This is a genomic window from Streptomyces sp. ITFR-16, assembly GCF_031844705.1.
In the GTDB taxonomy this organism is placed as follows: Bacteria; Actinomycetota; Actinomycetes; order Streptomycetales; family Streptomycetaceae; genus Streptomyces.
In genome coordinates this window covers 7,455,296-7,478,872 of record NZ_CP134609.1, presented here as the reverse complement: position 1 = coordinate 7,478,872, position 23,577 = coordinate 7,455,296, and the positions used below count along the sequence as shown (strand labels likewise).

At 71.8% G+C, this 23,577-nt stretch carries 16 protein-coding genes and 1 pseudogene; 8 read left to right on the top strand and 9 right to left on the bottom strand.

Annotation, left to right across the window (positions count from 1 at the left end; all coding sequences use genetic code 11):
* Positions 1 to 83: 83 nt before the first annotated feature.
* From RLT58_RS33035 to RLT58_RS33010, 6 genes are all read right to left on the bottom strand, one after another.
* Entirely contained in the window at positions 84 to 410 is a 327-nt protein-coding gene (locus RLT58_RS33035) for a cupin domain-containing protein (RefSeq protein ID WP_311314026.1), read from the bottom strand.
* A gap of 107 nt (positions 411 to 517) precedes the next feature.
* Positions 518 to 2,143: a glycoside hydrolase family 13 protein gene (locus RLT58_RS33030; protein WP_311314025.1), complete on the bottom strand. Its 1,626-nt coding sequence runs from the start codon at positions 2,141 to 2,143 to the stop codon at positions 518 to 520.
* 117 nt (positions 2,144 to 2,260) lie between these two features.
* Complete coding sequence (locus RLT58_RS33025) at positions 2,261 to 3,220, bottom strand: carbohydrate ABC transporter permease (RefSeq protein ID WP_311314024.1); 960 nt, start codon at positions 3,218 to 3,220, stop codon at positions 2,261 to 2,263.
* A 16-nt stretch (positions 3,221 to 3,236) separates the two neighbouring features.
* Positions 3,237 to 4,196 carry a carbohydrate ABC transporter permease gene (locus RLT58_RS33020; protein ID WP_311314023.1) on the bottom strand — a complete coding sequence of 320 codons (960 nt, stop codon included), beginning with the start codon at positions 4,194 to 4,196 and terminating at the stop codon, positions 3,237 to 3,239.
* Between the two features lie 89 nt (positions 4,197 to 4,285).
* Positions 4,286 to 5,710, bottom strand: a complete 1,425-nt coding sequence (locus tag RLT58_RS33015; RefSeq protein WP_311314022.1) for an extracellular solute-binding protein — start codon at positions 5,708 to 5,710, stop codon at positions 4,286 to 4,288.
* Between the two features lie 216 nt (positions 5,711 to 5,926).
* Entirely contained in the window at positions 5,927 to 10,207 is a 4,281-nt protein-coding gene (locus RLT58_RS33010) for a discoidin domain-containing protein (RefSeq protein WP_311314021.1), read from the bottom strand.
* Between the two features lie 407 nt (positions 10,208 to 10,614).
* Here RLT58_RS33010 and RLT58_RS33005 point away from each other — a divergent pair, with 407 nt between their 5' ends.
* From RLT58_RS33005 to RLT58_RS32980, 6 genes and pseudogenes are all read left to right on the top strand, one after another.
* Entirely contained in the window at positions 10,615 to 11,352 is a 738-nt protein-coding gene (locus tag RLT58_RS33005; protein ID WP_311314020.1) for a 4'-phosphopantetheinyl transferase family protein, read from the top strand.
* A gap of 46 nt (positions 11,353 to 11,398) precedes the next feature.
* Positions 11,399 to 13,039, top strand: coding sequence for a phosphoglucomutase (alpha-D-glucose-1,6-bisphosphate-dependent) (gene pgm, locus RLT58_RS33000; RefSeq protein ID WP_311314019.1), 1,641 nt, complete (start codon positions 11,399 to 11,401; stop codon positions 13,037 to 13,039).
* A 121-nt stretch (positions 13,040 to 13,160) separates the two neighbouring features.
* Positions 13,161 to 13,922 (top strand): annotated as a pseudogene (locus RLT58_RS32995) (FHA domain-containing protein); the annotation flags it as partial.
* A gap of 203 nt (positions 13,923 to 14,125) precedes the next feature.
* On the top strand, positions 14,126 to 15,199 hold the full coding sequence (locus RLT58_RS32990) for a DUF6777 domain-containing protein (RefSeq protein ID WP_311314018.1): 1,074 nt from the start codon (positions 14,126 to 14,128) through the stop codon (positions 15,197 to 15,199).
* A 159-nt stretch (positions 15,200 to 15,358) separates the two neighbouring features.
* Positions 15,359 to 17,431, top strand: coding sequence for a SpoIIE family protein phosphatase (locus RLT58_RS32985; RefSeq protein WP_311314017.1), 2,073 nt, complete (start codon positions 15,359 to 15,361; stop codon positions 17,429 to 17,431).
* Between the two features lie 65 nt (positions 17,432 to 17,496).
* The gene (locus RLT58_RS32980) at positions 17,497 to 19,680 is read left to right on the top strand and encodes a phosphoinositide-specific phospholipase C-related protein (protein ID WP_311314016.1); all 2,184 of its coding nucleotides are present in this window, start codon (positions 17,497 to 17,499) and stop codon (positions 19,678 to 19,680) included.
* A 70-nt stretch (positions 19,681 to 19,750) separates the two neighbouring features.
* On the opposite strand, the gene RLT58_RS32975 is transcribed toward RLT58_RS32980, so the two are convergent.
* The 3 genes from RLT58_RS32975 to RLT58_RS32965 form a co-directional block, all read right to left on the bottom strand.
* Positions 19,751 to 20,221, bottom strand: coding sequence for a lamin tail domain-containing protein (locus RLT58_RS32975; protein WP_311314015.1), 471 nt, complete (start codon positions 20,219 to 20,221; stop codon positions 19,751 to 19,753).
* A 158-nt stretch (positions 20,222 to 20,379) separates the two neighbouring features.
* Complete coding sequence (locus RLT58_RS32970) at positions 20,380 to 20,997, bottom strand: DUF6629 family protein (RefSeq protein WP_311314014.1); 618 nt, start codon at positions 20,995 to 20,997, stop codon at positions 20,380 to 20,382.
* A gap of 124 nt (positions 20,998 to 21,121) precedes the next feature.
* A complete protein-coding gene (locus RLT58_RS32965) occupies positions 21,122 to 21,421 on the bottom strand; it encodes a DUF1876 domain-containing protein (protein ID WP_311314013.1) in 300 nt (99 codons plus the stop codon).
* 250 nt (positions 21,422 to 21,671) lie between these two features.
* On the opposite strand from RLT58_RS32965, the gene RLT58_RS32960 reads away from it, so the two are divergent.
* Together RLT58_RS32960 and RLT58_RS32955 are read left to right on the top strand one after the other, a co-directional pair.
* Positions 21,672 to 22,505 (top strand): PP2C family protein-serine/threonine phosphatase, encoded by an 834-nt coding sequence (locus RLT58_RS32960; RefSeq protein WP_311314012.1) that lies wholly within the window; start codon positions 21,672 to 21,674, stop codon positions 22,503 to 22,505.
* A gap of 65 nt (positions 22,506 to 22,570) precedes the next feature.
* Positions 22,571 to 23,566, top strand: coding sequence for an MASE1 domain-containing protein (locus tag RLT58_RS32955; RefSeq protein WP_311314725.1), 996 nt, complete (start codon positions 22,571 to 22,573; stop codon positions 23,564 to 23,566).
* The last annotated feature ends 11 nt before the right edge of the window (positions 23,567 to 23,577 follow it).

Sequence of the window (23,577 nt, the reverse complement as noted above, 5' to 3'; positions counted from 1 at the left end):
CGCCTCATCCTGCCGATCCTGAGAGCGCTCCCACAAGGCCGGGGAGAGGAATTCGTCGGGGCTCGGGGACTCGGCGGTCCGCGTCAGCCGTTGACGGCGGTCAGCAGGACGACCGCGTCCTCCAGGGCGAGCAGCCCGTGCCGTTCCTGGGGAATGGGGTGCAGCCGTCCGGGGGTCAGCTCCACGTCGCCGGACGCGGCGGTGAGCCGGACCGAGCCGCGCAGCACCTGGAGGGATGCGGCGGGCGGGGCGTTGTGCTCGTCGAGCGCGGAACCCTCGGTCAGCGCGATGACCGTCTGCCGCAGCGGCTCCTCGTGCAGCAGCAGATGGGCGCTGCGGCCGTGTGCGGAGGCGCGGGCCGCGGCCAGGTGCTCGGCGGCGAGGGCGTTCAGATCGTTCGGTGCGTCCATGGGCCCCACTGTGCCGCAGCCCTGGGTCCCCCGCGATCCTGCCGGGCGGTCCCGGCCGCGCGATCCGCGCGGCCGGGACCGGTCCGGGGCGGCCGGGTGGTGCGCGGTCAGGCGCGCAGCCACACCGCCGTGTCCTGCGGCAGCCGCCCCGCGCCGTCCAGCGGTCCGCTGGTGAGGAGCACCGAGGTGTGCGGCGGCAGCTCGGCCGCGTCGGCGGCCAGGTTCACGACGCAGACCAGTCCTCCGGTCCGGGTGAAGGCGAGCACACCGGGCGGGGCGTCCAGCCAGGCCAGCCGCTCGATGCCGGGCTCCCCCGCCGTCTCGAAGCCGGGTTCGGTGCGGCGCAGCCGCAGGGCCTCGCGGTAGAGGCTGAGCATCGATTCCGGGTCGGCGCTCTGGAGGTCGGCGGCGTAGGCGGCCCAGCCCTCCGGCTGCGGGAGCCAGGGTTCCGAGGTGGCCCCGAATCCGGCATACGGCTCTTCGGCCGCCCAGGGCAGCGGGACGCGGCAGCCGTCGCGTCCCGGGTCGGTGCCGCCCTTGCGGAAGTGCATCGGGTCCTGGATGCGGTCCAGCGGGATGTCGGCCTCGGGCAGGCCGAGTTCCTCGCCCTGGTAGAGGTAGGCCGCGCCGGGCAGGGCCAGCGAGAGGAGGGCGGCGGCGCGGGCCCGGCGGGTGCCGAGGGCCAGGTCCGTGGGCGTTCCGAAGGCCTTGGCCGCGAAGTCGAAGCCGGTCTCCGCACGGCCGTAGCGGGTGGCGGTGCGGGTCACGTCGTGGTTGCAGAGCACCCAGGTGGCCGGGGCGCCGACCGAGGCGTGCTCGGCGAGGGTGTCGTCGATCGCGGTCCGCAGCAGCGCCGCGTCCCAGGGGCAGGCCAGGAAGTTGAAGTTGAAAGCGGTGTGGAGCTCGTCGGGCCGCAGATAGCGGGCGAACCGCTCGGTGTCCGGGAGCCACACCTCGCCGACGAAGACGCCGCCGTACTCGTCGGCGATGGCGCGCCAGGAGCGGTAGATGTCGTGCAGCTCGTCGCGGTCGACGAAGGGGTGCGGGTCGCGGCCCGCGGTGAAGTCGGGCAGGGCGGGGTCCTTGGCGAGCAGGGCCGCCGAGTCGATGCGTACGCCCGAGACACCGCGCTCGAACCAGAACCGCAGCACCTCCTCGTGCTCCTGGCGGACCGCCGGGTGCGCCCAGTTGAGGTCGGGCTGCTGGGTGGCGAAGAGGTGGAGGTACCACTCGCCGTCGTCCAGCCGGGTCCAGGGGGTGCCGCCGAACTCGGAGACCCAGTCGTTGGGGGGTATCTCGCCGTCGGCGCCGCGGCCCGTACGGAAGTGGAAGAGGTCGCGCTCCGGGCTGCCGGGGCCGGCCTCCAGGGCGGCGCGGAACCAGGCGTGCTGGTCGGAGACGTGGTTGGGCACGATGTCGATGATGGTGCGGATGCCCAGTTCGCGGGCCTCGGCGATCAGCTTCTCGGCCTCGGCGAGGGTGCCGAACGCGGGGTCGATGGTGCGGTAGTCGGCCACGTCGTAGCCGCCGTCGGCGAGCGGCGAGAGGTACCAGGGGGTGAACCAGAGTGCGTCCACGCCCAGTTCGACGAGGTAGGGCAGCCGGGCCCGTACCCCTGCCAGGTCGCCGGTGCCGTCACCGTCGCCATCGGCGAAGCTGCGTACGTAGATCTGGTAGATGGCGGCGTCGCGCCACCAGTGCGCGGTGGCGTCGGACGGACGGTTGGCTGCCACGTGGCGTTCCTTTCGGGCAGGTGGTACTCCGCCGCCTGCCCGGCAAGCGGGGCAGGATGGGAGGGCCGGCGGCGGAGTGCTGAGGGGAAGGCGGTCGGGGGCGTGCCCTTCGGGGCGCTACCCCTTGAGGCCGCCCGCGGTCAGACCGCTCATGATGTTGCGCTGGAAGAGCAGGAAGATGAGCAGCGTCGGGATGGACGCGATGGTGAGCGCGGCGATCAGCACGTTCTCCGGTACGCCGCTGGCCAGGGAGTAGATGCCCACGTTGAGCGTCTGCTTGCTCGGGTCGGGCAGGGTGAGCATCGGCCAGAGGAAGTCCTTCCACACCCCGACGACGGCGAAGATGGAGACGACGCCGAGGATCGGCCGGGAGATCGGCAGGATGATCGAGCGCAGCGTCCTGAGGGGTGACGCGCCGTCGATGGAGGCTGCGTCGAGGAGTTCACGCGGGATGGAGTCGAAGAACCGCTTCAGCAGGAAGATGTTGAAGGCGTTGGTGACCGACGGCAGCCAGATCGCCCAGGGCGAGTTGACCAGGTTGCGCTGGAAGATCGGCACGTCCAGGACCGTCAGGTACTGCGGGACGACGAGGACGGTGGCCGGGATCATCAGGGTGGCCAGCATCATGCCGAGGATGACCTTGCCGAAGACCGGCCGCAGCTTGGAGAGCGAGTAGGCGGCGGCGACGTCGAAGACCAGCTGGAAGGCGAGCGCGCCGAACGCGTAGTACAGGGTGTTGAAGAGCAGCTTGGACAGGTCCATCACGTTCCACGCCTGGCTGTAGTTCTCGGTGTGGATCGAGCTGGGGAAGGCGGTGGGCGGGCTCTGCACGACTTCCTGGGTCGTCTTGAGGCCGCCGGTGACCATCCAGTAGAGGGGCCCGAGGAAGGCCACCGTGAACAGGATGATCACCAGCGCGAAGACGATCCAGTACAGGGCCCTGCCACGGGGCCTGCCGAGCTGGGCCGGTGAGATCAGGGTGCGCTGGCGTCCGAGGTCGGCGCCGCGTGCGGCCCTGCGCCGTGCGGACTTGCGTACGTCGCTCCCGCGCCGGGAGACAAGCGTGTTCGATGCCATGGTCGTGGCTCCCGTCCTAGTCTTCGCTGCTGCGGCTCAGTCGTACGTACACCGCGGAGAAGCCCGCGAGGACGACGAGCAGGACGAGGCCGAGTGCCGCCGCGCTGCCGTAGTTGTTGAAGTTGAAGGCGTACTGGTAGATGAGGTAGACGACGGTGGTGGTGGAGCCCTCCGGGCCGGCGCCGTTGGTGAGCAGGAACGGTTCGGTGAACACCTGCATCGTCGCGATGACCTGCATGAGCAGGAGGAGCGAGAGGATGAGCCGGGTCTGCGGGATGGTGACGTGCCAGACCTTGCGCAGCAGCCCGGCGCCGTCCAGCTCCGCCGCCTCGTACAGCTCGCCCGGGATGCCCTGGAGCGCGGCCAGGTAGATGAGGGTCGCGCCGCCCATGTTCATCCAGGTCGCCGCGATCACGACGGAGAGCATGGCGGTGTCGGTGTCCTGGAGCCACTGCTGTGCGGGCAGATGGAAGATCTCCAGGACGCGGTTGAACAGGCCGTAGCCCGGGTCGTAGAAGTACTTGAAGAGCAGGACGGAGGCGACCGGCGGCAGCATCACGGGGAGGTAGACGAGCAGCCGGAGATAGCCCTGTCCGTGCCGGAACTCGTTGAGCACGACGGCGACCACGAACGGCACGACGAAGCCGAGCAGCAGTGCGAGCACGGTGAAGAGCAGGGTGTTGCGCCAGGCCTGCCAGAAGGCCGGGTCGTTGAAGACGTACCTCAGGTTGGACCAGCCGGCCCAGGTGGTCCTGCCGTCCTCGGTCTTCTGGAACGCCAGGATGAATTCCCGGACCATCGGATACCAGGAGAAGAGCGAGAAGCAGAGCACCGCTCCGATCAGGAAGCCGTGTGCTGAGATGTTGCGGCGCACGGCACGCAGGAACTCCTCGCGGGCGGAGTCGCGGCGGGCGGGGCCGGAGTGTCCTGGGCGAGGCCGGGTGGCCTTGCGGGGGGACAGGGTAGGGGCCGACATGGTGTCTCCTCGGTGCCGGTGAACTTCGAGCGCAGTCGGACGGGTCCGGATGCGGGGCCGGGTCCGCGTGACCCGGCCCCGCGCGTCCGTTACTGGTTCGCCAGAACCTGGTTGACCTGCTGCTCGGCGGTGGAGAGCAGCTTGTCGACGTCGGCGTTCTTGTTGGTCAGCACACCGGACATGGCGTTGTCGAGGATCTTGTAGATCTCCTGCGCCTTCGGCGGCTCGGACTTGCCGGGGACCGGGTTGTCCATGAACGCCTTGAAGTTCTCGACGGGCATCGTCGCGTTCTCGGCGCGCGCGGCATCGTCCTTGGTCTTGCTCTCACCGAGGAAGAAGTTCGGCTGCGGCAGCCCGACGGGCAGCTTGTCGGCCTTGGTGCGGGCCCAGTCGAACTGTCCCTTGCCGGGGCTGAGGTTCTTGAAGTTCAGCCAGGCGATGGCGGCCTTGATCTGGTCGGGCGAGCTGCCCTTCTTGATCAGGTAGTTGTTGCCGCCGAAGAGCGTGCCCTTGGCGCCGGGGATCGGGCCCAGGCCGAAGGTCTCGTACTTGGCGCCGAGCTGCTGCACCATGTAGGCGATGTCGTCGGGGGCGGCGAGGAACATGCCGAGCTTGTCGCTGGCGATCTGCTTCTGGAGGTCGCCCCACTTGAGCAGCTGGGTCTTGCCCATGCTGTCGTCCTCCCAGCGCATGTCGTGCAGCTGCTGGAGGACCTGCTTGCCGGTGGCGTTGTTGAAGGCCGCCTTCTTGCCGGAGGCGTCGACGACGTCGCCGCCGAGGCCGTACTGGGTGGCGGCGAAGTGCCAGCCGCCGTTGTTGCCGGCGCTGTACTCGCCGAAACCGGCTATGCCCTTGCCCAGGCCCGCGATCTTCTTGGCGGCGGTGCGGACCTCCTCCCAGGTGGACGGCGGGGTGTTCGGGTCGAGGCCGGCCTCCGTGAAGAGCTTCCGGTTGATCATCAGGCCCATGGTGTAGTTGCTGGTCGGCAGCCCGTAGAGCTTGCCGTCCTTGCGGGCCACGTCCACGACCTGGGGCTGGATGTCCTTGAGCGCCGGCACGGTCTTCTCCGTGACGTACGCGGAGATGTCCTCGGCACCGTCGTTGTCCAGGACCTGCTGGAGGTCGGTGAAGTACGCGTAGAAGACGTCGGGCTGCGACTTCCCCTTGAGCATCGCGGTGAAGCGGGGCGGCTCGTTGCACTGGCCGGGGGTGGACTTTCCATTGATCTTGACGTTCGGGTACGTCTTGTTGAACGTCTTGATGTCCTCGTTCCACTCACGCAGCTCCGCGGCCTTGGCCGCCGGCGGCATGCAGTCGATCGAGATCGTCACCTTCGTCTTCGGGTCCAGCGGAGCCGAAGGGTCGGACGACCCCTTGGACGCACTGCTCGAGTCGTCGTCCTTGCTGCTGCTCGTGCCGCAGGACGCGAGCGAGGTCAGGGCAAGTGCGGTGACAAGGGCAGCCGCGGAGGCACGGCTGATACGGCGTGTGCGGCGCAACCCAGCACTTCTCATCGATGGTCCCCTTTTGGGCATGAGCGTGGATGGCCCTCGGCCGACTCTCTGCCGGGGCGAGGCACACTCAACCAGCGTCGACATGTGAACGCAATATCTCGCGCAGTTTTCGTAAAAGTTTGACAGCACTCTGCAGACGCCGTGCGGGAACCGGCCTCCACGCAGCGCGGAGCGCCGCCCGGCGGACCGGACGGCGCCCCTTCGGTGAAGAGCCGGTTACGGGTTGATGTTGATCTTCATGGTGGACGTCGTGTTCTTCACGTCCTGCGCGTTGCCGCTGAGCCTGAGCCCGTTGAAGGTGACCTCGCCGACGGCGGGCCCCTGGCCGGCCTCGGGCATCTCATTGGCCCACAGTCCGAAGCCGGACTTGGCGTCGAAGGCGTCACCGCTCTTGCGGGCGCCGGTGATCGAGATGTCCGTCAGGACGGTGTCCTTGATCGGGAACTGCGGCTGACCTCCCACGTAGTTGGTCTGGAACATGATGCCGCTGTACGTCGGGTCGACGATGTCCACATGGTTGATCCGGATGCCCTGGAAGACCTTGGAGGCCGAGAACAGCCAGATCCCGGGGAAGGTCTGCGTCCCCCAGAAATGACCGCCGGAGCGGACCACCGAGACGTTCTCGACCGTCGTCGGCTCGGTCCCGAAGCCGTTCATCGGGTAGCCGAAGTCCAGCGAGCTGACCGTGATGCCGGAGTAGACCAGGGTGTCCGCGATGTGGATGTTGCGGAAGGTGTTGTTGTAGCCGCCGTAGACGGCGACACCCGCCGCACGCCAGGTCAGGATCGAGGTGAGGTTCTCGTAGACGTTGTTCTTCATGTCCGCGCCGCCGGAGTCGATCGCCGAGAACAGCGCGAAGCTGTCGTCACCGGTGGCCCGCGACTCGTTGTTGACGACGTGGTTGTCCGTCGAGCCGTTGGTCATGTTGATGCCGTCGGCGAACGTGTCACGGATGCGGGAGTTCTTGATGGTGATGTTGTCGGTGTTGGCACCCCAGTAGAGGCACACCGTGTGCTCGTTCCAGACGTTGTCGATGACCATGTCCGTCACATTGGAGAAGTCGAAGACCTTGCCGGGGCCGTCGATGCGCGAGGTGTAGTTGCCGAAGTACGCGAAGCCGGCGAACGTCGAGCCCTTGGCGCTGTCCTCGGCCCGGAAGCCGATGTCGGTGTTCTCCTGGCCGGAGGGCGCGTGGAACCTGGTGTACCAGGGCCCCGCCCCGACGACCTTGACGGCCTTGCCGTAGACCTGGAACTTGCTGGCGGTCTCGTAGTCACCGGCCGGCAGGTAGACGCCGGTCAGCTTGCCCGTGGTGTCCATGCGCACCTTGTCCAGGGCGTTCTGGACGTCCTGGTGGGTGAATCCGGCGGGGACGGTGTACGCGGCCGGGTCCGGGTTGGCGATCTGGGTCGCCTGCTCCAGGCTGACGAAGTCGATCGCGTAGGTGCTGGTGTTGGCGGCGTCCTTCTGGAGGCGGATCTTGCTGCCCGCCGGGACGGTCCTGCCCAGCATCACGTTCGCCTCGTCGTAGATGTGCCGCGGCGAGCCGGAGCCCGGGGAGTTCCCGGGGCCGGTCTCGGCGCCGTACAGCCAGGCGTACTTCGAGGTGAGGTCGATCGCCTTGAGGAAGGTGCCGTCGACGTAGATGTTCAGCTTGGAGTCGATGCCACCGCCGCCGGCGGAGTCGGGGATGGAGTAGCGGGTCACCAGGGTGTTGGTGCTGGCCCTGGTGGTGAACTCGACGTAGTTGCCGGTGTTGTTCAGCGTGACGGCCTTGCGGCCCGAGGCCTCGCCCGCCACGTCGCCGACGGTCCTGTTCGGCCCGACGACCTGGGCACCGCCGCCGGTGACACCGTCCTCCGCCTCGTACATGTCGTACGGCATGTTGGCGCCGCGCCCGACGAAGAGAGAGCTGGTGGCGGTGTTGTTCTCGCGCTTGACCGGGAGTTCGTTGGCGTCGTCCGCGACGACCGTCCTCACGGTGTACGAGCCGTTGGCCGCCGTCCAGCTGCCGAGGCCGACCGGGGCGCTCGTGGCACCCGCGGCTATCGCCCCGTTGTAACTGCCGGTGAGGGTCTTCACCGTGGCACCCTTGGCGTCGAGCAGGGTCAGCGTGATGGCGTGGCCGCCGGAGGCGGAGGCCACCGTGCCCTGGTTCTTGAGGGCGACGGAGAAGGTGACGTTGTCGCCGTTGGCCGGGGCCGACGGCGAGGTGCTCACCCCGGTGGCGACCAGGTCCGAGCTGGCGACGGGCTTCACGACGAGGCCGCTCGCGCTGGTGTAGGTGTTGTCGGTCTCGTTCTGCTCGATGACCTCGTTGGCCGGGTCGGCCACGGCACTCAGCGCGTACGTGCCCGCGTCGCGCGGACCGATCTCGGCGCTGACCTGGGTGGAGGCGCCGCCCGCCAGCGCGCCCACGGACGCGGTGGCGACCTTGGAGCCGCCGAGCCGGAATTCGAGTCTGCTCGCCGCAGCCGCGACCGAGCCGCTGTTGCGCACCGTCGCGGTGAGGGTGACCGGGTCCGACTCGACCGGTGCGGCCGGGGCCGCAGTCAGCGAGGTGACCTGGAGGTTCGGGTTGGGTGCCGGAGCCCCCAGGACCTGGAACTCGGCGACCTGGCCGGCGCCGGAGCCGGTGTTGGAGTTGAACTTCAGCTGCACGTCGGCGACCCGGCCGCCGGCCGGGATGGTCACCGAGTTGCCGCTCGCCGGGCTGAACGCGTAGTCCTTGGCGGCGACCAGGCTGGTGAAGGACGAGGCGCTCTGCTCGCGGCCGAGGACCTGGATGTTCTGGGTCCTGGCCCCCCAGCTGCTGTCCGGGTTGAGCTTGACGACGACGCTCTCCGTGTCGGCGTTGGCGCCCAGCTTCACCGTGAGGGTGTTGGGGTAGCTGCCCCCGGCGCCCTCCCAGTAGGTGCTGAGCTGGTTGTCGTTGGCGTTCTCCGCGACGAAGGTGTGGACCACGGAGGAGGCGGTGATGGGCTTGCCGACCGCCAGGTTGGAGGCCGCGCCCGTGCTGCCGTTGCGGGTGACGGTGTTGCTGTCGCCCGAGACGTTGCCGGCCGCGTCCCTGGCCCGCACGGTGTAGGAGACCGTGGTGCCGGCGGGCTGGGTGTCGGTGTAGGTGGTGACATCGCCGGCCACGCTCTTGCGCAGCACGTTGTTGGCGTAGATGTCGTAGCCGGTGACGCCCTTGTTGTCGGAGGACGCCTGCCAGACCAGCTTGATCTGACCGGAGGCAGGCTCGGTGAAGCTCAGGTTCGCCGGTGCTGTGGGCGCCTGGGTGTCGCCGGTGTCCCCGCTGCGGGTGACGGTGTTGCTGTTCCCCGAGACGTTGCCGGCCGCGTCCCTGGCCCGCACGTAGTACGACACGGTGGCACCGGCCGGGCGGGTGTCGGTGAACGTGGTGACGTTGCCGGCCACGCTGGTCAGCAGGGTGTTGTCGGCGTAGATGTCGTAGCCGGTGACGGCGGTGTCGTCCGTCGACGCCTTCCAGGTCAGCCGGATCTGGCCGGTGGCCGGTTCGGTGTACGCCAGCTGGGTCGGCGCGGTGGGCGCCTGGGTGTCGCCGGACGCGGGGCCGTAGATCTCCAGCTCGGAGACCTGGGCGCCGGGCTGGACGGTGTTGGCGCTGACCAGGACGCGCACATAGCGGGTGGTCGTGGCGTCGAAGGTGATCGACGCCGACTCACCGGCCGTGGGGCTGAAGGTGTACGCCTTGGACTGCGTCAGGTCCGTGAAGTCGGAGCCGTTGGTGCTGCCCTGGATCTTCAGCGTCTGGCTGCGGGTCTCCCAGCCGTCCGGCAGGCGCAGCACCACACGGTCGACGCGCACCGATGAGCCCAGGTCGGCCTGGATCCACTGCGGCAGTTCGCCGTTGCGGCTCTCCCAGTAGCTGGCCGCGTTGCCGTCGTTGGCGTTGGACGCGATGTAGGTCTGGGTGTAGCTGCTGGCCGTGAGGGGCCTGCCGGCGGCGAGGTTCACGGAGGACTCCGCCGCCGCGCGGACCTCCAGCTCGGCGAGCTGCCCGTTCTTCGCCCCGGTGTTCGCGGTGATGTCGGCCCGTACGAAACGGGCCTGGGTGGCCGGGAAGCTGATGGTGACCTTGTTGGAGCTGCCCGGTGCGAAGGTGTAGGCGGCCGAGGTCTTCAGCGTGGCGAAGCTGGTGCCGTCGATGCTCCCCTGGAGGGAGAGCGTCTGACGGCGGCTCTTCCAGTCGGCGGGCAGCTTCAGCGTGACCTGGTCGATGCGGGTGACCTTGCCCAGGTCGCTCTGGACCCACTGGGGCAGGGACTTGGCGGATCCCTCCCAGTACGTGGACTGCTGCCCGTCGGCGATGTTCCCGGCCGACTTGCCGCTGCTCGCCGCCGCCCGCTGACCGGCGGCGATGTTCGGGCCGCCGGCTGCGGACGCGTTGAGCGCCGGCCAGGCCACCATCATCAGACTGGTGGAGACGGCGGCGGAAAGGACCCGCCGTCTCCAGCGTCGCGTTCTCATATGTCCCCGATCTTCGGCCTCGGCGCCGGGTGCGGCCGAGGCGCGGCTCTGTCTGCGTACCTGCCGGGGCATGAATTCCTGCACCAACAGGATGGACTTTTGCGTTTTGCGGTCAGAGAGTTGCAGAGAAATGAGGGGCAGTCCACTGTTACGACAGAAGAAAGAACCTAAACGGACCCGGCCATGCCGCTTCAACTGACCTGACAATCACGGCATTTGTGCGCGGACTGCGAGGAGGGCCGGACAGCCGCAGATCACGCAAAGAATTTGCGTAAATCCGCAAGGAACTGAAAGGTGCCAGCTCGGGAGGGGAGGACACCCGGCCCGGACCCGGTCTCCCTAGGATGTGACCGACCCCCGCCGCGCTCGCTCACGGCGCCCCGACCGGCCAAGGAATCGACGTAACGGTGTACCAGCCCGACGTGTTCGCACTCGCCGAGGACGGCTACCGGGGCCCCGCCCCCGACTGGCGCCCCGGCTCCCCCGCACTGTGGCTGGTGGACGTGGAACGGACGGCCGCGCATGCCGCACGGACCGCGCCCGCGATCCTCGACGCCGAGGAGCGCGCCCGGGCGGCCCGGCTGGTCTCCGCCGCCGACCGCGACTGCTACACCGCCGCGCATGTGGCCCTGCGGGTGCTGCTCGGTGCCCGGCAGGGGGTCTCCCCCGCGGCCGTCCGGCTGACGCGGGAGCGCTGCCCGTCCTGCGGCGGCCCGCACGGCCGTCCCGCCACCGGCGGCGGGACGCACTTCTCGCTCTCGCACACCCGGGGCCTCGCCCTGCTGGCCTTCGCGGACGTGCCGGTCGGGGTGGATGTGGAGCGGCTTCCGGAGGCCCGCATCGTGTCGGAGATCGCGGGGCAGCTGCATCCGGCCGAATCCGCCGAGCTGGCCGCGCTGCCCGAGGAGGAGCGGCCCGCCGCCTTCGCCCGGGTGTGGACCCGCAAGGAGGCGTACCTCAAGGGCGAGGGAACGGGGCTGGTGGGCGGCCTGGACCGCGAGTACGTGGGCACCGGTCCCGAGCCGCTGCCGGGCCCCGGCGGCTGGGCCGTCACGGATGTCGCCGTACCGGCCGGATACGCGGCGGCGGTGGCCGTCAGCACGGCGGGGCGGCCTGCCGCGCACGGCGGGGACCGGCGAAAATGATCCTGCGGGCAGATCGCAGCGACCGACCGATACGGAGGAGTGGCAGATGCCGCAGACACGAGCCGGACAGCAGGCGCGTCCCGAGGACCTGACCGATGTGGCACGGCTGGTGACGGCGTACTACGCGCTGCACCCCGACCCGGCCGAGCCCGGCCAGCGGGTGGCGTTCGGCACCTCCGGGCACCGCGGTTCGTCGACGGCCACCGCGTTCAACGAGGACCACATCGCGGCGACGAGCCAGGCCATCAGCGAGTACCGCGCCCGGCAGGGCACGGACGGGCCGCTCTTCCTCGGGGCGGACACCCACGCCCTGTCGGAGCCCGCCCGGGTCACCGCGCTTGAGGTCTTCGCGGCGAACGACGTGGACGTGCTCATCGACTCCGCCGACGGCTACACCCCGACCCCCGCGGTGTCGCACGCCATCCTCACGCACAACCGTGGCCGCACCTCGCGGCTCGCGGACGGGGTGGTGGTGACCCCGTCCCACAACCCGCCGGGCGACGGCGGGTTCAAGTACAACCCGCCCAACGGCGGCCCCGCCGGGTCCGACGCGACCGGCTGGATCCAGGACCGGGCGAACGAGATCATCACCGGCGGCCTCAAGGACGTGCGCCGCATTGGGTACGTACGCGCGCTGGCGGCCCGGACGACCGGCCGGTACGACTTCCTCGGCAGCTATGTCGCGGACCTCCCCTCGGTCCTCGACCTGGACGCCGTCCGCGCGGCGGGGGTGCGGATCGGCGCCGACCCGCTGGGCGGGGCGTCCGTCGCCTACTGGGGCCGCATCGCCGACGAGCACCAACTCGATCTGACCGTGGTCAACCCGCTCACCGACCCCACCTGGCGGTTCATGACGCTGGACTGGGACGGGAAGATCCGGATGGACTGCTCGTCGCCGTACGCGATGGCCTCGCTGATCGGCCGGCGCGACAGCTTCGACATCGCCACCGGCAACGACGCCGACGCGGACCGGCACGGCATCGTCACCCCCGACGCCGGGCTGATGAACCCCAACCACTATCTCGCCGTGGCCATCAACTACCTGTACGCGCACCGCGACCGGTGGCCGTCCGCCGCGGGCATCGGCAAGACCCTGGTGTCGTCCGGCATGATCGACCGGGTGGCCGCCGGCCTGCGCCGGCCGCTCGTCGAGGTACCGGTCGGCTTCAAGTGGTTCGTGGACGGCCTGTCCGACGGGTCGCTCGGCTTCGGCGGCGAGGAGTCGGCCGGGGCGTCCTTCCTGCGCCGGGACGGCTCGGTCTGGACGACGGACAAGGACGGCATCCTGCTGGCGCTGCTCGCCTCCGAGATCCTCGCGGTGACGGGCCGGTCGCCGTCGGAGCACTACGCCTCGCTGACCCGCCGGTTCGGCGAGCCCGCGTACGCGCGGATCGACGCACCGGCGGACCGCGAGCAGAAGGCGGTGCTCGCCCGCCTCTCTCCCGGGCAGGTCGGCGCCGACACCCTCGCGGGCGAACCGGTCACCGCCGTGCTCACCTCGGCACCGGGCAACGGGGCACCGATCGGCGGGATCAAGGTGACGACCGAGAACGCCTGGTTCGCGGCGCGCCCCTCGGGCACCGAGGACGTCTACAAGATCTACGCGGAGTCCTTCCGGGGGCCCGAGCACCTCGGCCAGGTCCAGGAGGAGGCCAAGGCGGTCGTCTCGGCGGCCCTGGAGGCCTGATCCGGCGGGTGGGGCCGGCGCTTCGGCGGACCGTCGCCGAAGGGCCGGGCCCCACCCGGGCGCATGGCCGCTACACCCTTCTGACCGGGCGGATATCGGCAGCGATCGATAGAATTCGGGCATGGGAGAACGGCCTGCAGCGCCGACCGCGCCCGAGCTCGTACTCGAAACCGACGCAGGACCGACGGTGATGAGTCCGGACCGGGAGTACCACGTCGGACGCGACCCCTTGAGCGACATCGTGATCGACGACGTCCGGGTCTCCTGGCACCACGCGGTCCTCAAACCGCTGGACGGCCACTGGTCGCTCAAGGACGAGGGCAGCACGAACGGCACGTACACCGCGGGCCACCGGATCCATGAGTCCGGCGTCGGCCCCGGCAGTGTCATCCGCTTCGGCCATCCCGCGGACGGCCCGCAGGCCGTCCTGAGCCCGCACGCCGCCCCGGAGCCCGGCCCCGCCCGAGCGGACCGCCCGTCCGCCGTCTCCGTGCCCGCAGCCACCGGCACGTTCCGCCAGCCGACCACCGTGCGCCCGCTGCCGAGCCGTACGCTGCGGATCGGCCGCGGCTCCGGCAACGACCTGGTGGTCGACGACCTGGGCGTCTCCCGCCGCCACGCCGAGCTGCTGTCCCGGCCGGACGGCACGTACGAGATCGTCGACCTCGGCTCGCACAACGGCACGTTCCTCAACGGCCAGCCGGTCGGGCGCGCGCTGGTCTCCCCGGGTGACATCGTCGGTATCGGCCACTCCGCGTTCTGTCTGGTCGGCGACACCCTCCAGGAGTACGTCGACACCGGTGAGGTGTCGCTCGACGTCCAGGACCTGGCGGTCGCCGTCGACAAGGGACGCAAGACGCTGCTCGACCATGTGTCCTTCCCGCCGGACCTCTCTCGGGCCCCTCGCAGCAGGGCCCCGTCCCGCCGCCCCCGGAGCGCCCCTCCGGGCCGCCGGCCGGGCCGCCCTCCGGCGGCAGTCACGGCGGTCCGTCCGGGCCCGGTGGTTCCGGCGGTTCCGGGCAGCCGCCGCAGGAGCCTGCGCGGAGCCCGGACGGCGGCGGTCCCCGGTCCCCGTGGTGGCGGTCGGTGCCGAAGGTGGCGACCGTCGCCGTCGCGATCGTGGCGGCGGTGGTGCTGACCGTCGTCCTCACCCGTCCGGACGGTTCGTCCAAGGCAGGCGGTGAGGTGTTCCTCCAGGCGGCGAGTTCGACCGGCCCGGATCCGTACACCCCCTCCAGCGCCCGCGACAGTTCCCCGGCGACGGCGACACCGACCGCACCGGCGAGCGCATCGGCGAGCGGGACCAACGTCACGCAGGGCGTGGACGGTTCGGCGCCGGGCCTGTACGGCGGCACCCGCAAGGTGGCCAGCTGCGACGTGGAGAAGCAGATCAAGTCGCTGACGGCCCAGCCCGACAAGAACAAGGCCTTCGCCTCGGTCCTGGACATCGAGCCCTCCGGTGTCCCGGCCTACCTGCGCTCGCTCACCCCGGTGCAGCTGCGGCTGGACACCCGGGTGACCAACCACGGCTACCGGGACGGCTCCCCCACCAGCTTCCAGGCCGTTCTCCAGGCAGGCACCGCCGTTCTCGTCGACGACCGGGGAGTGCCCCGGGTGCGCTGCGCCTGCGGCAACCCGTTGCTGCCGCCGGTGGCGCTGAAGGGCACGCCGAAGCAGACGGGCAAGCCCTGGCCCGGCTACCGGGCCTCGAACGTGGTCGTCGTGGAGCCCGCGCCGCGCCCGGTGCGCAAGTTCGTCATGTACGACCCGCAGAGCGACGGCTGGTTCTCCCGCGACGCGGGCGACACGGGCGGCGGCGACAAGAAGACCGACCCGCCCGCCGACGCCAGCGCGAAGCCGTGTCCGCCCGGGTCCGACAAGGGGGACTGCCCGTCGGACTCCTCCTCGTCGCGTCCGCCGTCGTCCGACGAACCGTCGGCGCCGCAGACGCAGCCCGGTGAGCCGTCGTCCGAACCCCCCGCCCCTCCCCCGTCGTCGGAGGAGCCCCCGCCGCCGCCCGACTCGCAGGAACCGCCTGCCTCGCAGGAGCCCCCGAACTCGGAGTCCGCCCCGGAGCCGGTGCCCCCGCAGTCCGGGGACTCCCCGGCCCCGCCCGCCCCGCCGGCCTCCGGAGAGGGCACGGGGGACGGGTCGGCGTAGAACTCCGGTTCGCAAAGTCCGCCGCCGGGCGTCGTCCCGTACGGCGCCGCTTCACCCGTTCGCCGCGGCGCGGTGGCGGGCCGGGGCCGGGGCCGGGGTCCGCAGGCTGTCCGCAGAGCCGCCGACCTTCGGGGCGGCGGAGCCCTTTGGGGGTGCGACGTGTCGGATGCCGGTGCACCGGCCCCTGGCTCGCCCACGGGCGACGACATGGAGAGGGCCCTGCTGGACACCCTGTTCAGCCAGTCCGCGGTGGGCCTGCACGTCCTGGACACGCAGCTGCGGGTGGAGCGCGTCAACACCCTGTCCGACCCGGCCGCCAGTGACCGGATCCTGGGGCTGCACTTCACCGAGGCGTACCGGCTCGACGACCCCGAAGAGGCCGACCGGCTGCTGCACGAGGTACTGGAGACCGGGGAGCCCGTGCTCAACCGGGTGATCCGGGGCCGGCTCGCCGGGGCGCCCGGCCCCGACCGCAGCCTGATGGTCACCCTGCACCGCCTGGACGCCCCCGACGGCACTGCGCTCGGGGTGCTGGCGGCGGTGGTCGATGTCAACGAACGCGAGAAGGCCCGGCTGCGGGCGGACTGCCTGGCCTCGGTGCGCCGGGAGGTGGGCCACTCGCTCGATGTGGCGGCGGCCTGCGAGGGGCTGGTGGCAGCGATGGTGCCGCTGTTCGCGGACTTCGCCGTGGTCGAGGTGGTGGACGAGGTCCTGCGCGGTGCGGACGCGCCGCTCAGCCCGGTGGGCGCCGATGTGCCGCTGCGCCGGGCCGCCCGGCGCGGGGTCGACGGTGATGTCCTGGTGGGCGAGACGCGCCGGCTGCCGGAGCACACCCCGTTCGCGCTCGCCGCCGCCGATCTGCGGCCCCGGCTCGTCGCGCTCGGCCGGGACACCCCGTGGCTGGACGCCGATCCCGTGACCGCGCGGATGGTCACCGTGACCGGGGCCCACTCCCTGATCGTGGTCCCGCTGAAACTGCACGGGGCCTTCCTCGGTGTCGTGAGCCTCTACCGGTGCCAGGGCACCGATCCCTACGACGAGAACGACCTCGCCCTCGCGCTGACCGCCGCCGCGCACACGGCCCTGAGCATCGAGAACGCCCGGCGCTACGCCCACGACCACGCCATCGCCTCTACCGTCCAGCGCCGGCTCCTTTCCCAGCACGACGGCGCCCGTATCGCCATCGAGACCGCGCACGTCCTGCTGCCGGGGCGCAACAGTGGCTGCTGGTTCGACACCATCGGCCTGTCCGGCGCGCGTACCGCGCTGATCATCGGCAATGTGGCCGGGCACGGCCTCCAGACCGCCATCACCATGGGGCAGCTGCGCACGGTCATCCACGCGCTGGCCGGTCTGGACCTGGAGCCCGACGAGGTGCTGGCCCGGCTCAACGACACGGCCGACCGGCTGGCCCGGGAGCGCCGGTCGCTGCCGCCCGGTGACTCGCTGCACCGCCAGTCGCTCACGGCGGCCTGCCTGTACGCGGTCTACGACCCGTTCACCCGGGTCTGCACGATGGCGCGGGCGGGGCGTCCCGCCCCGGTCGTCGTCGGCCCGGACGGCCGCCCGCTCGACCTGGACGTACCGGAGGGGCCGATGCTCTTCTCCGAGGACAGTGCCCCCTTCGCCACCGCCTCGGTCCGGCTCGAAGAGGGCAGTGTGCTGGCCTTCCTGACCGATTCGCTGCTGCCCGAGGAGCGCTCCGTGGAGCGGGTGCGGGACGCCCTGGCGTTTCCGGAGCGCGGGATGCAGGCGCTGTGCGACGCCGTCGTCTACCACCTGCCCGCCGAGACCCATCCGGACGGCGCCGCACTGCTGCTCGCCAGGACCGGGGTCGTACCGGCGGACCGGGTGGCGACCTGGGAGCTGGCCCACGACCGGACCACACCGGCCGTCGCCCGCACCCTGGTCCGCGACCGGCTGGAGGGCTGGAACCTCGGCGAGGACACCATCGAGTCGACCGAGCTGATCGTGAGCGAGCTGATCACCAACGCGGTCCGTTACGGCACCCCGCCGCTGCATCTGCGGCTCCTGCTGGACCGCACCCTGACCTGCGAGGTCCACGACACAAGTCCGGTGGCGCCGCATCTGCGGCATGCGCGCACCGTCGACGAGGGCGGGCGCGGGCTGTTCATCGTCTCCCAGCTCGCCACGCACTGGGGCACCCGCTACGGCACCGGCGGCAAGGCGCTGTGGACCGAGCAGGAGGTCCCGCCCGGCGAAGGGCCCTGACGGACCGGCAGATCACGGGGGCGGCTCCGCTCGCAGCATCGCGCGGGGAGACGGAGCATGGGGGCATGGACACCTCCCGCCGGGAGCCGCACGCCCTGCGCACCGTCGCCTTCGTCCTGGCCGCCCTGTGCACCCTGGTGATGGCCCTGACCGCGACCGCGCGCAGCACGGTGGTGTCGCCGTCCTTCTACCGCTCGGTCCTCGACGACCGGCACGCCTACGACCGCCTGTACGACGAGGTGCTCGTCGATCCCCGGGCCTCGGGCGTCACCCGGGACCTCCTGGCGCGGCTGCCGGTCCCGGAGGCGATCGTCACCTCCAACCTCAAGGTGGTGCTGCCGCCCGAGACGGTCCGGGACCTGACCCACCAGCAGATCGACGGCGTGGTCGGCTACCTGCGCGGTGACCTCGACACGCTGCGGCTGACCGTGGATCTGCGTCCGGTCGCCGGCAACCTGGGCGATCTCACCCAGATCTACTTCGGTGACCTGGTCGCCTCGCTCCAGAACCGGCCCGAGCCGGACTTCGCCGCGTTCTCGGCCGATCTGGAGAAGGCCCTGGACGGACTGGTCGCCGGGCGGATCCCGGAGGGGCTGCCCGCGCTGCCGCTCTCAGAGGCCCAGGCCCGGCAGGCGACGGACGCGCTGCTGCGGTCCGTGCCGGCCGAGGCGCGGGAGGCGCTGCGTCCGGAGGTGTCGGTGGCGCTGGCCGAAGGCGATGTGGCCACGGCGCTCGCGGCGGTGGCCCCGGCCGCCGTCTCCGAGCGGACCCGCGCCTCGGCGGCCGAGCTGCGGGCGACGGTCGGCGGCGGGACGTGGGACATCACCGAGGCGCTCGCCGCTTCGGGGAACGACCTCGACGCCGTCCACCGGGCGCGGGTGGTGACCCACGAGGGTCTCGGCCTGGTGGAGGCCCTCGCGAGCGTGCTGGGCGTGGCGTCCCTGGCGGTGCTGTGGTTCGCCTCACCGGCGGGGCCCGGCCGACGGCTGTCCGCGCTGGGTGCGGCCCTCCTCTCGGGTGCGGTCCTGACCGGGTCCGCGGTCCTGCTCGCGCGCCTGGTCACCGGCGGACGGGTGGTGACCCCGCCGGACTCCTGGCCGCCCGGACTGACCGGGCTGGTCGACGATCTGCAGGGAGCGGCGTTCGACCGGATCGCCCTCACCGCGCTGACGACCGCCCTGGTCCCGTTCGCGATCGGCGCGCTGCTGGCGGCGGTGGGCTGGGCGGTACGGGTGCGGCCGCGGGCCTCGCTCACCGCGCCCCGGGTGCGCGGGCTGGCCGCCGGGGCCGGGTGCGCGGCGATGGCCGGGGTGCTGCTCGTACCCGTGGGAGTCAACCGGGGCGCCGCGCAGATCTGTCAGGGGAGCGCGAAGCTGTGCGGGCTGCGGTACGACGAGGTCGCCGAGGTCACCTCGCACAACGCCAACGCGACGACGTACGACCGGTTCATCGGGCCGCTCCAGGACCCCTCCGTCACGGCCCAGCTCGACGCCGGGGCGCGGGCGCTGCAGATCGACACGTACCACTGGGAGACCTCGCGGGAGATCACACAGCGGCTCGACACCCCCGAGTTCTCACCGGAGCAGCGGCGGCTGATCGGGGCCGCGATCGACCGGCTCAATCCGCCGCGCGCGGGGCTGTGGCTGTGTCACGCGGTGTGCCGGGCCGGGGCCGTCGAGATGGTGCCCGCTCTCGCCGCGATCGGTGACTGGATGCGGGAGCATCCCACCGAGGTGGTGACGCTGATCATCCAGGACGCGATCAGCGGTGAGGACACCGAACGGGCCTTCCGGCAGGCGGGGATCGACGATCTGGTCCACACCCCGGACCCCGATCCGGCGAAGCCGTGGCCGACGCTGGGCGAGATGACCGGCAGCGGGCGGCGGCTGGTGGTGTTCGCCGAGGAGGCCGACGGACCGGCGCCCTGGTACCGCAACTTCTACCGGTACGGGATGGAGACGCCGTTCGCCTTCCGCTCCCCCGGTGAGATGACCTGTGTCCCGCACCGGGGCGGCACCGGCAAGCGGCTCTTCCTGCTCAACCACTTCGTCACGGACGCCGGCGGCAGCCGGATCGACGCGGGGAAGGTCAACGCCCGCGACTGGGTGCTGGACCGGGTCCGGCGGTGCGAGAGGGAGCGGGGCCGGCCGGTGAACTTCGTCGCCGTCGACTACACGACGATCGGCGATGTGCGGGGCGCGGTGGACGCGCTGAACGAGGAGCGGGCGGCGGCCTCTGGGGGCTCCTGAGCCGGCCCACGGGTGCGGCGCACCACGGCGGTCGGGCCGTGGTGCGCCGCGGTCGGGCGGGCGCCGGGGGTCAGCGGCGGGGGCCGTGGTGGTGCCGGCCCCAGGACTTGGAGTCGGCCTTGTGGCCCCGCGCGTCTTCGAGGGTCGCCGTGTCGCTGTCGTCCCAGATGTGGCGGCGCAGGTCCTGGTAGACGTCGCGGCTGTTGTCGCGGCCGGCGCCGGTGTGCACGCGCACCGAGGAGCGGCCGGGCAGCCGCAGGTCGAAGCGGTAGGTGTGGCGGCTCTCGTCGCTGAGCGTCCAGCCGCGCAGGTTGACCGCCCGGCGGCCGGTGTTGGTGACGGTGACCCACTCACCGTTCAGGCTCCGGTTCGACCGGGTGTCCCGGCCAGGGCTGTCGTACTGGACCTGGCCCAGGACGACGGTGGGGCGCGGGTCGTGACCGCGGCCGTGGCCGTCGGCGACCGCGGGGAGCGCGGCGGCGGCGACCAGTGCGCCGGAAGCGAGAACGGCGGCGGTGACGCGCCGGGCGGAACGGGACATGAAGACCCCTCACATGCGCGCCCGGGCCGTGAGGCGTATCCGGGCGTTGTCCTTTCCCGGCGTGATGCCGGGAACGCACACACTGGCCCGGTCGCCCGGTGCGGGGACAGCACCTCGGCGCGTGTTGCGCATCAGGGACAATTCCGTGACAAACGTGGTCAACCGGTCTCCGGCCGTCTGCCGGCCCAGCCGAGCAGGACCACCGAGCAGACGGCGGCGAACGCGCACCAGGTGGAGATGAACTCCAGCCGCCACAGCGCCGCGCAGACCGCGGCCCCGCCCGCCACGATCACGCCGAGCCAGGCCAGCCGGCGGTCGCCGGACAGCAGCAGGGAGCCGACAGTGGCCAGCAGGTAGCCGGCGACCAGCAGCTCCGGACGCGGCAGGTCCAGCACATAGCCGAGGGTGTGGCCGCGGATCTCGGCGGTCACGGGCCGGGTCGCCAGGCTGTACGCGAGAGCGGCCGACGTCGCGGCCCCGGCCGCGAGCGGGACCGTCAGGCGGCGCCGCGCGTGCGCCGGGGCGGCGCACAGCACGCCCACCGGTACCCACAGCGCCAGCAGGGGCAGGGCGATGACCGCCCAGGCCACGGTCGCAGGGCCGCTGCCGCCGTCCGCGCGCCAGACGGCGGACTCGATGATCTGGTGCGCCCCGAGGAGCAGCGGGAGGGAGGCGAGCGGCAGGTCCCGGGCCCGGCGGGTGCGCAGGACGCAGGCGGCGCCGATCGCCGCCACTGCACTGCCCGCGACGAGGTCGGCGGTCGCGCTCCAGCACATGGGGTCACCCGGGGGCTACTCGTGCGCCGGGCCTCTGCCCGGCCTCTGTGCCGGTCACGCTACGGCCCGGGGCGGCAGGCGGCGAGAGGACACTCCAGGCGCCCGGGGGCGGCAAGTCCCGGGGTCAGGCGGTCGCGTCCGACCAGGCGTACGGCGGGGGCACGGGGCCGTCGGCCGGGCCCGCGCCGGCCTCGCCGAGCGCACGGTCGGCGACGGTCATCAGCTGACCCGCGACATCGCGCATCGCGCGGCTCGCCGCGAGTTCGTCCCCGATGGTGGGCACGTCCGGATCCTGTGGACTGCAGCGGGCGATCCCGTGGCCGGTGAGTTTGGCCGTGCCCGTGTCGAGCACCGCTTCCGCCTTGGTCGTCCCGTCCTCCTCGGACAGATCGACCCGCACCGTCCATTCCATCGTGCGATTCATCGCGCACCTCCCGGCCCGCGCCGGCCGGCAGGCGCCACCGCCACACGGGTCCACTCCCAGCATCCACCCAACGGGCCGAGGGCGCTCGGCCTGCGCGGATCGCCCCGCCGAAATAGGATGCGAGGAGCGACGTCCGCGGCAGCCGGGCAGCGGCCTCGTACGCGTCCGGATCCCTGCCGATCCCCCGGATTGTCCCGCCACGACAGACTCTGTGGTGCGGCTCGCCACCCCATGCACTGCGGAGCGGCCCATGAACCGGCGTCGTCCTCCCCGTTCGGCCAGCGCCGAAGAGCTGCTCACCACGCTCCAGCACCTCACCTCCCGGGCCCGCCGCGAGGTGGAGCTGCACCAGGCCCGGGTGGAGCTGGCCGAGGCGCTCCAGCGCGAGATGCTGCCCTCCGTTCTGCCCTCCCTGCCGGGGCTGCACACCGCCGCCCGGTACACGCCCGCCCGCAGCGGGCTGGACATCGGCGGCGACTGGTTCGACGGGTTCGTGCTGCCGGACGGTGCGCTGGCGTTCGCCATCGGCGACGTGCAGGGACACGATGTCGAGGCGGCGGCGTTCATGGGCCAGATCCGGATCGCGATGCGGGCGCTCGCGGTGACGGCGGCCGACCCGGGCGAGGTCGTGGGGCGTACCAATGACCTGCTGCTCGCCGTGGACTCCGGTCTCCTCGCCACCTGCACCTTCGTCCGGCTCGACCCGCACACCCGGGAGCTCCAGAGCGCCCGCGCCGGCCATGTGGCCGCCGTGTGGGCGACCGCCGACGGCCGGTCGGGGACCACCGAGGACGAGGGCGGTCTGCCGCTCGGGATCCAGGCGGGCGAGGAGTACCCGGTCACCACCCGGCGGCTCACGGCCGACGGGGCGTTCGTGCTGCTCACCGACGGGGTGATCGAGGGCCCCTCGTACGCGATCGACGAGGGTCTCGCGGACGTGGTGCGGCTGGTGCGCTCCCGGGTGGGAGACGACGCGGACGAGCTGGCCGACGCGATCCTGGGCTCGGCCGAGCGCACCGGGCACGAGGACGACGCGGCGGTGCTGGTCCTGCGCCACGAGGCGGGTGCGCGCGCCCCCGACTGAGGCACGCGCCGGCACCGGTGTGTCACGCGGCCCCGCGCTGCGGGAGCAGGTGTCTGATGAGAACCGTGATCCGCAGCGAGAAGACCCGACGTACGGCCGTGGCGGTGCTGCGCATGCTGGCCGTCGCCGCTGCGTACTTCGTGGCCGGGGGCCTGGGGCTGATCCGGCAGGTGAGCGTGCACGGCGCGGTGGTCACCCCGCTGTGGCCGCCGACCGGGATCGCCGTGAGCGCCCTGCTGTTACTGGGGCCCCGCATCTGGCCCGGCATCGCGCTCGGCTCGCTGCTGGTCATCCCCACGCTGAGCGGTACGGTCACGCCGTCCACCGCGGTCGTGGTGGCGGGCAACACGCTCGCGCCCGTGTGCGCCTACCTGATGCTGCGGCGCGCGGGCTTCCGTACGGAGCTCGACCGGCTGCGGGACGGCGTCGTGCTGGTCTTCCTGGGCGCGATGGCCGGGATGGTGATCAGCGCGACCACCGGGACGGCGATGCTGGTGGCGGACGACAAGCTGCCCGCCGGCGGGTTCTGGTCGGTGTGGGCGGCGTGGTGGGCCGGGGACGCCATGGGGGTGCTGATCGTCACCCCGCTGCTGCTCGTACTGCGCAGGGTGCGGATGCCCCGGGCCACGGACCGGTGGGGGGAGGCCGGGGCGCTGCTGGTCGTCGCGGTCGTGGGCGCGCTGGTGGCGACCCGGAGCCCGCTGTCGATGATCTATCTGGTGTTCCCGATCATCGTCTGGGCGGCCCTGCGGTTCCAGCTCGCGGGCAGTGCGCCCTGCGCCCTGCTGGTCTCCGTCCTGGCGGTCGTCGCGGGGACCGACAGGGTGGGCCCGTTCGCCGGGCACTCCATCCTGGAGATCATGGTGAACCTCACGGTCCTGAACGGCGCCGTGGCGCTCACCTCGCTGCTGCTGGCCGCCGTCGTCGCCGAGCAGCAGAACGTACGGCGCCGGATCGAACGGGCCTGCGAGGAGCTGGCCGATGTGGTGGACCATCTCGCCCCGGGCCGATCGGCGGCCGCCTGGCCGTCCCGGGCACGGGACGAACGCGAGGGCCGCTGACCGTGCCGGGC

Coding starts and splice junctions, on each gene's coding strand:
- RLT58_RS32970 (WP_311314014.1), bottom strand. CDS start 20,997: ATGTGCTGGAGCGCGACCGCCGACCTCGTCGCGGGCAGTGCAGTGGCG.
- RLT58_RS33025 (WP_311314024.1), bottom strand. CDS start 3,220: ATGGCATCGAACACGCTTGTCTCCCGGCGCGGGAGCGACGTACGCAAG.
- RLT58_RS32960 (WP_311314012.1), top strand. CDS start 21,672: ATGAACCGGCGTCGTCCTCCCCGTTCGGCCAGCGCCGAAGAGCTGCTC.
- RLT58_RS32975 (WP_311314015.1), bottom strand. CDS start 20,221: ATGTCCCGTTCCGCCCGGCGCGTCACCGCCGCCGTTCTCGCTTCCGGC.
- pgm (WP_311314019.1), top strand. CDS start 11,399: ATGCCGCAGACACGAGCCGGACAGCAGGCGCGTCCCGAGGACCTGACC.
- RLT58_RS33015 (WP_311314022.1), bottom strand. CDS start 5,710: ATGAGAAGTGCTGGGTTGCGCCGCACACGCCGTATCAGCCGTGCCTCC.
- RLT58_RS33035 (WP_311314026.1), bottom strand. CDS start 410: ATGGACGCACCGAACGATCTGAACGCCCTCGCCGCCGAGCACCTGGCC.
- RLT58_RS33010 (WP_311314021.1), bottom strand. CDS start 10,207: ATGAGAACGCGACGCTGGAGACGGCGGGTCCTTTCCGCCGCCGTCTCC.
- RLT58_RS33020 (WP_311314023.1), bottom strand. CDS start 4,196: ATGTCGGCCCCTACCCTGTCCCCCCGCAAGGCCACCCGGCCTCGCCCA.
- RLT58_RS32980 (WP_311314016.1), top strand. CDS start 17,497: ATGGACACCTCCCGCCGGGAGCCGCACGCCCTGCGCACCGTCGCCTTC.
- RLT58_RS32965 (WP_311314013.1), bottom strand. CDS start 21,421: ATGAATCGCACGATGGAATGGACGGTGCGGGTCGATCTGTCCGAGGAG.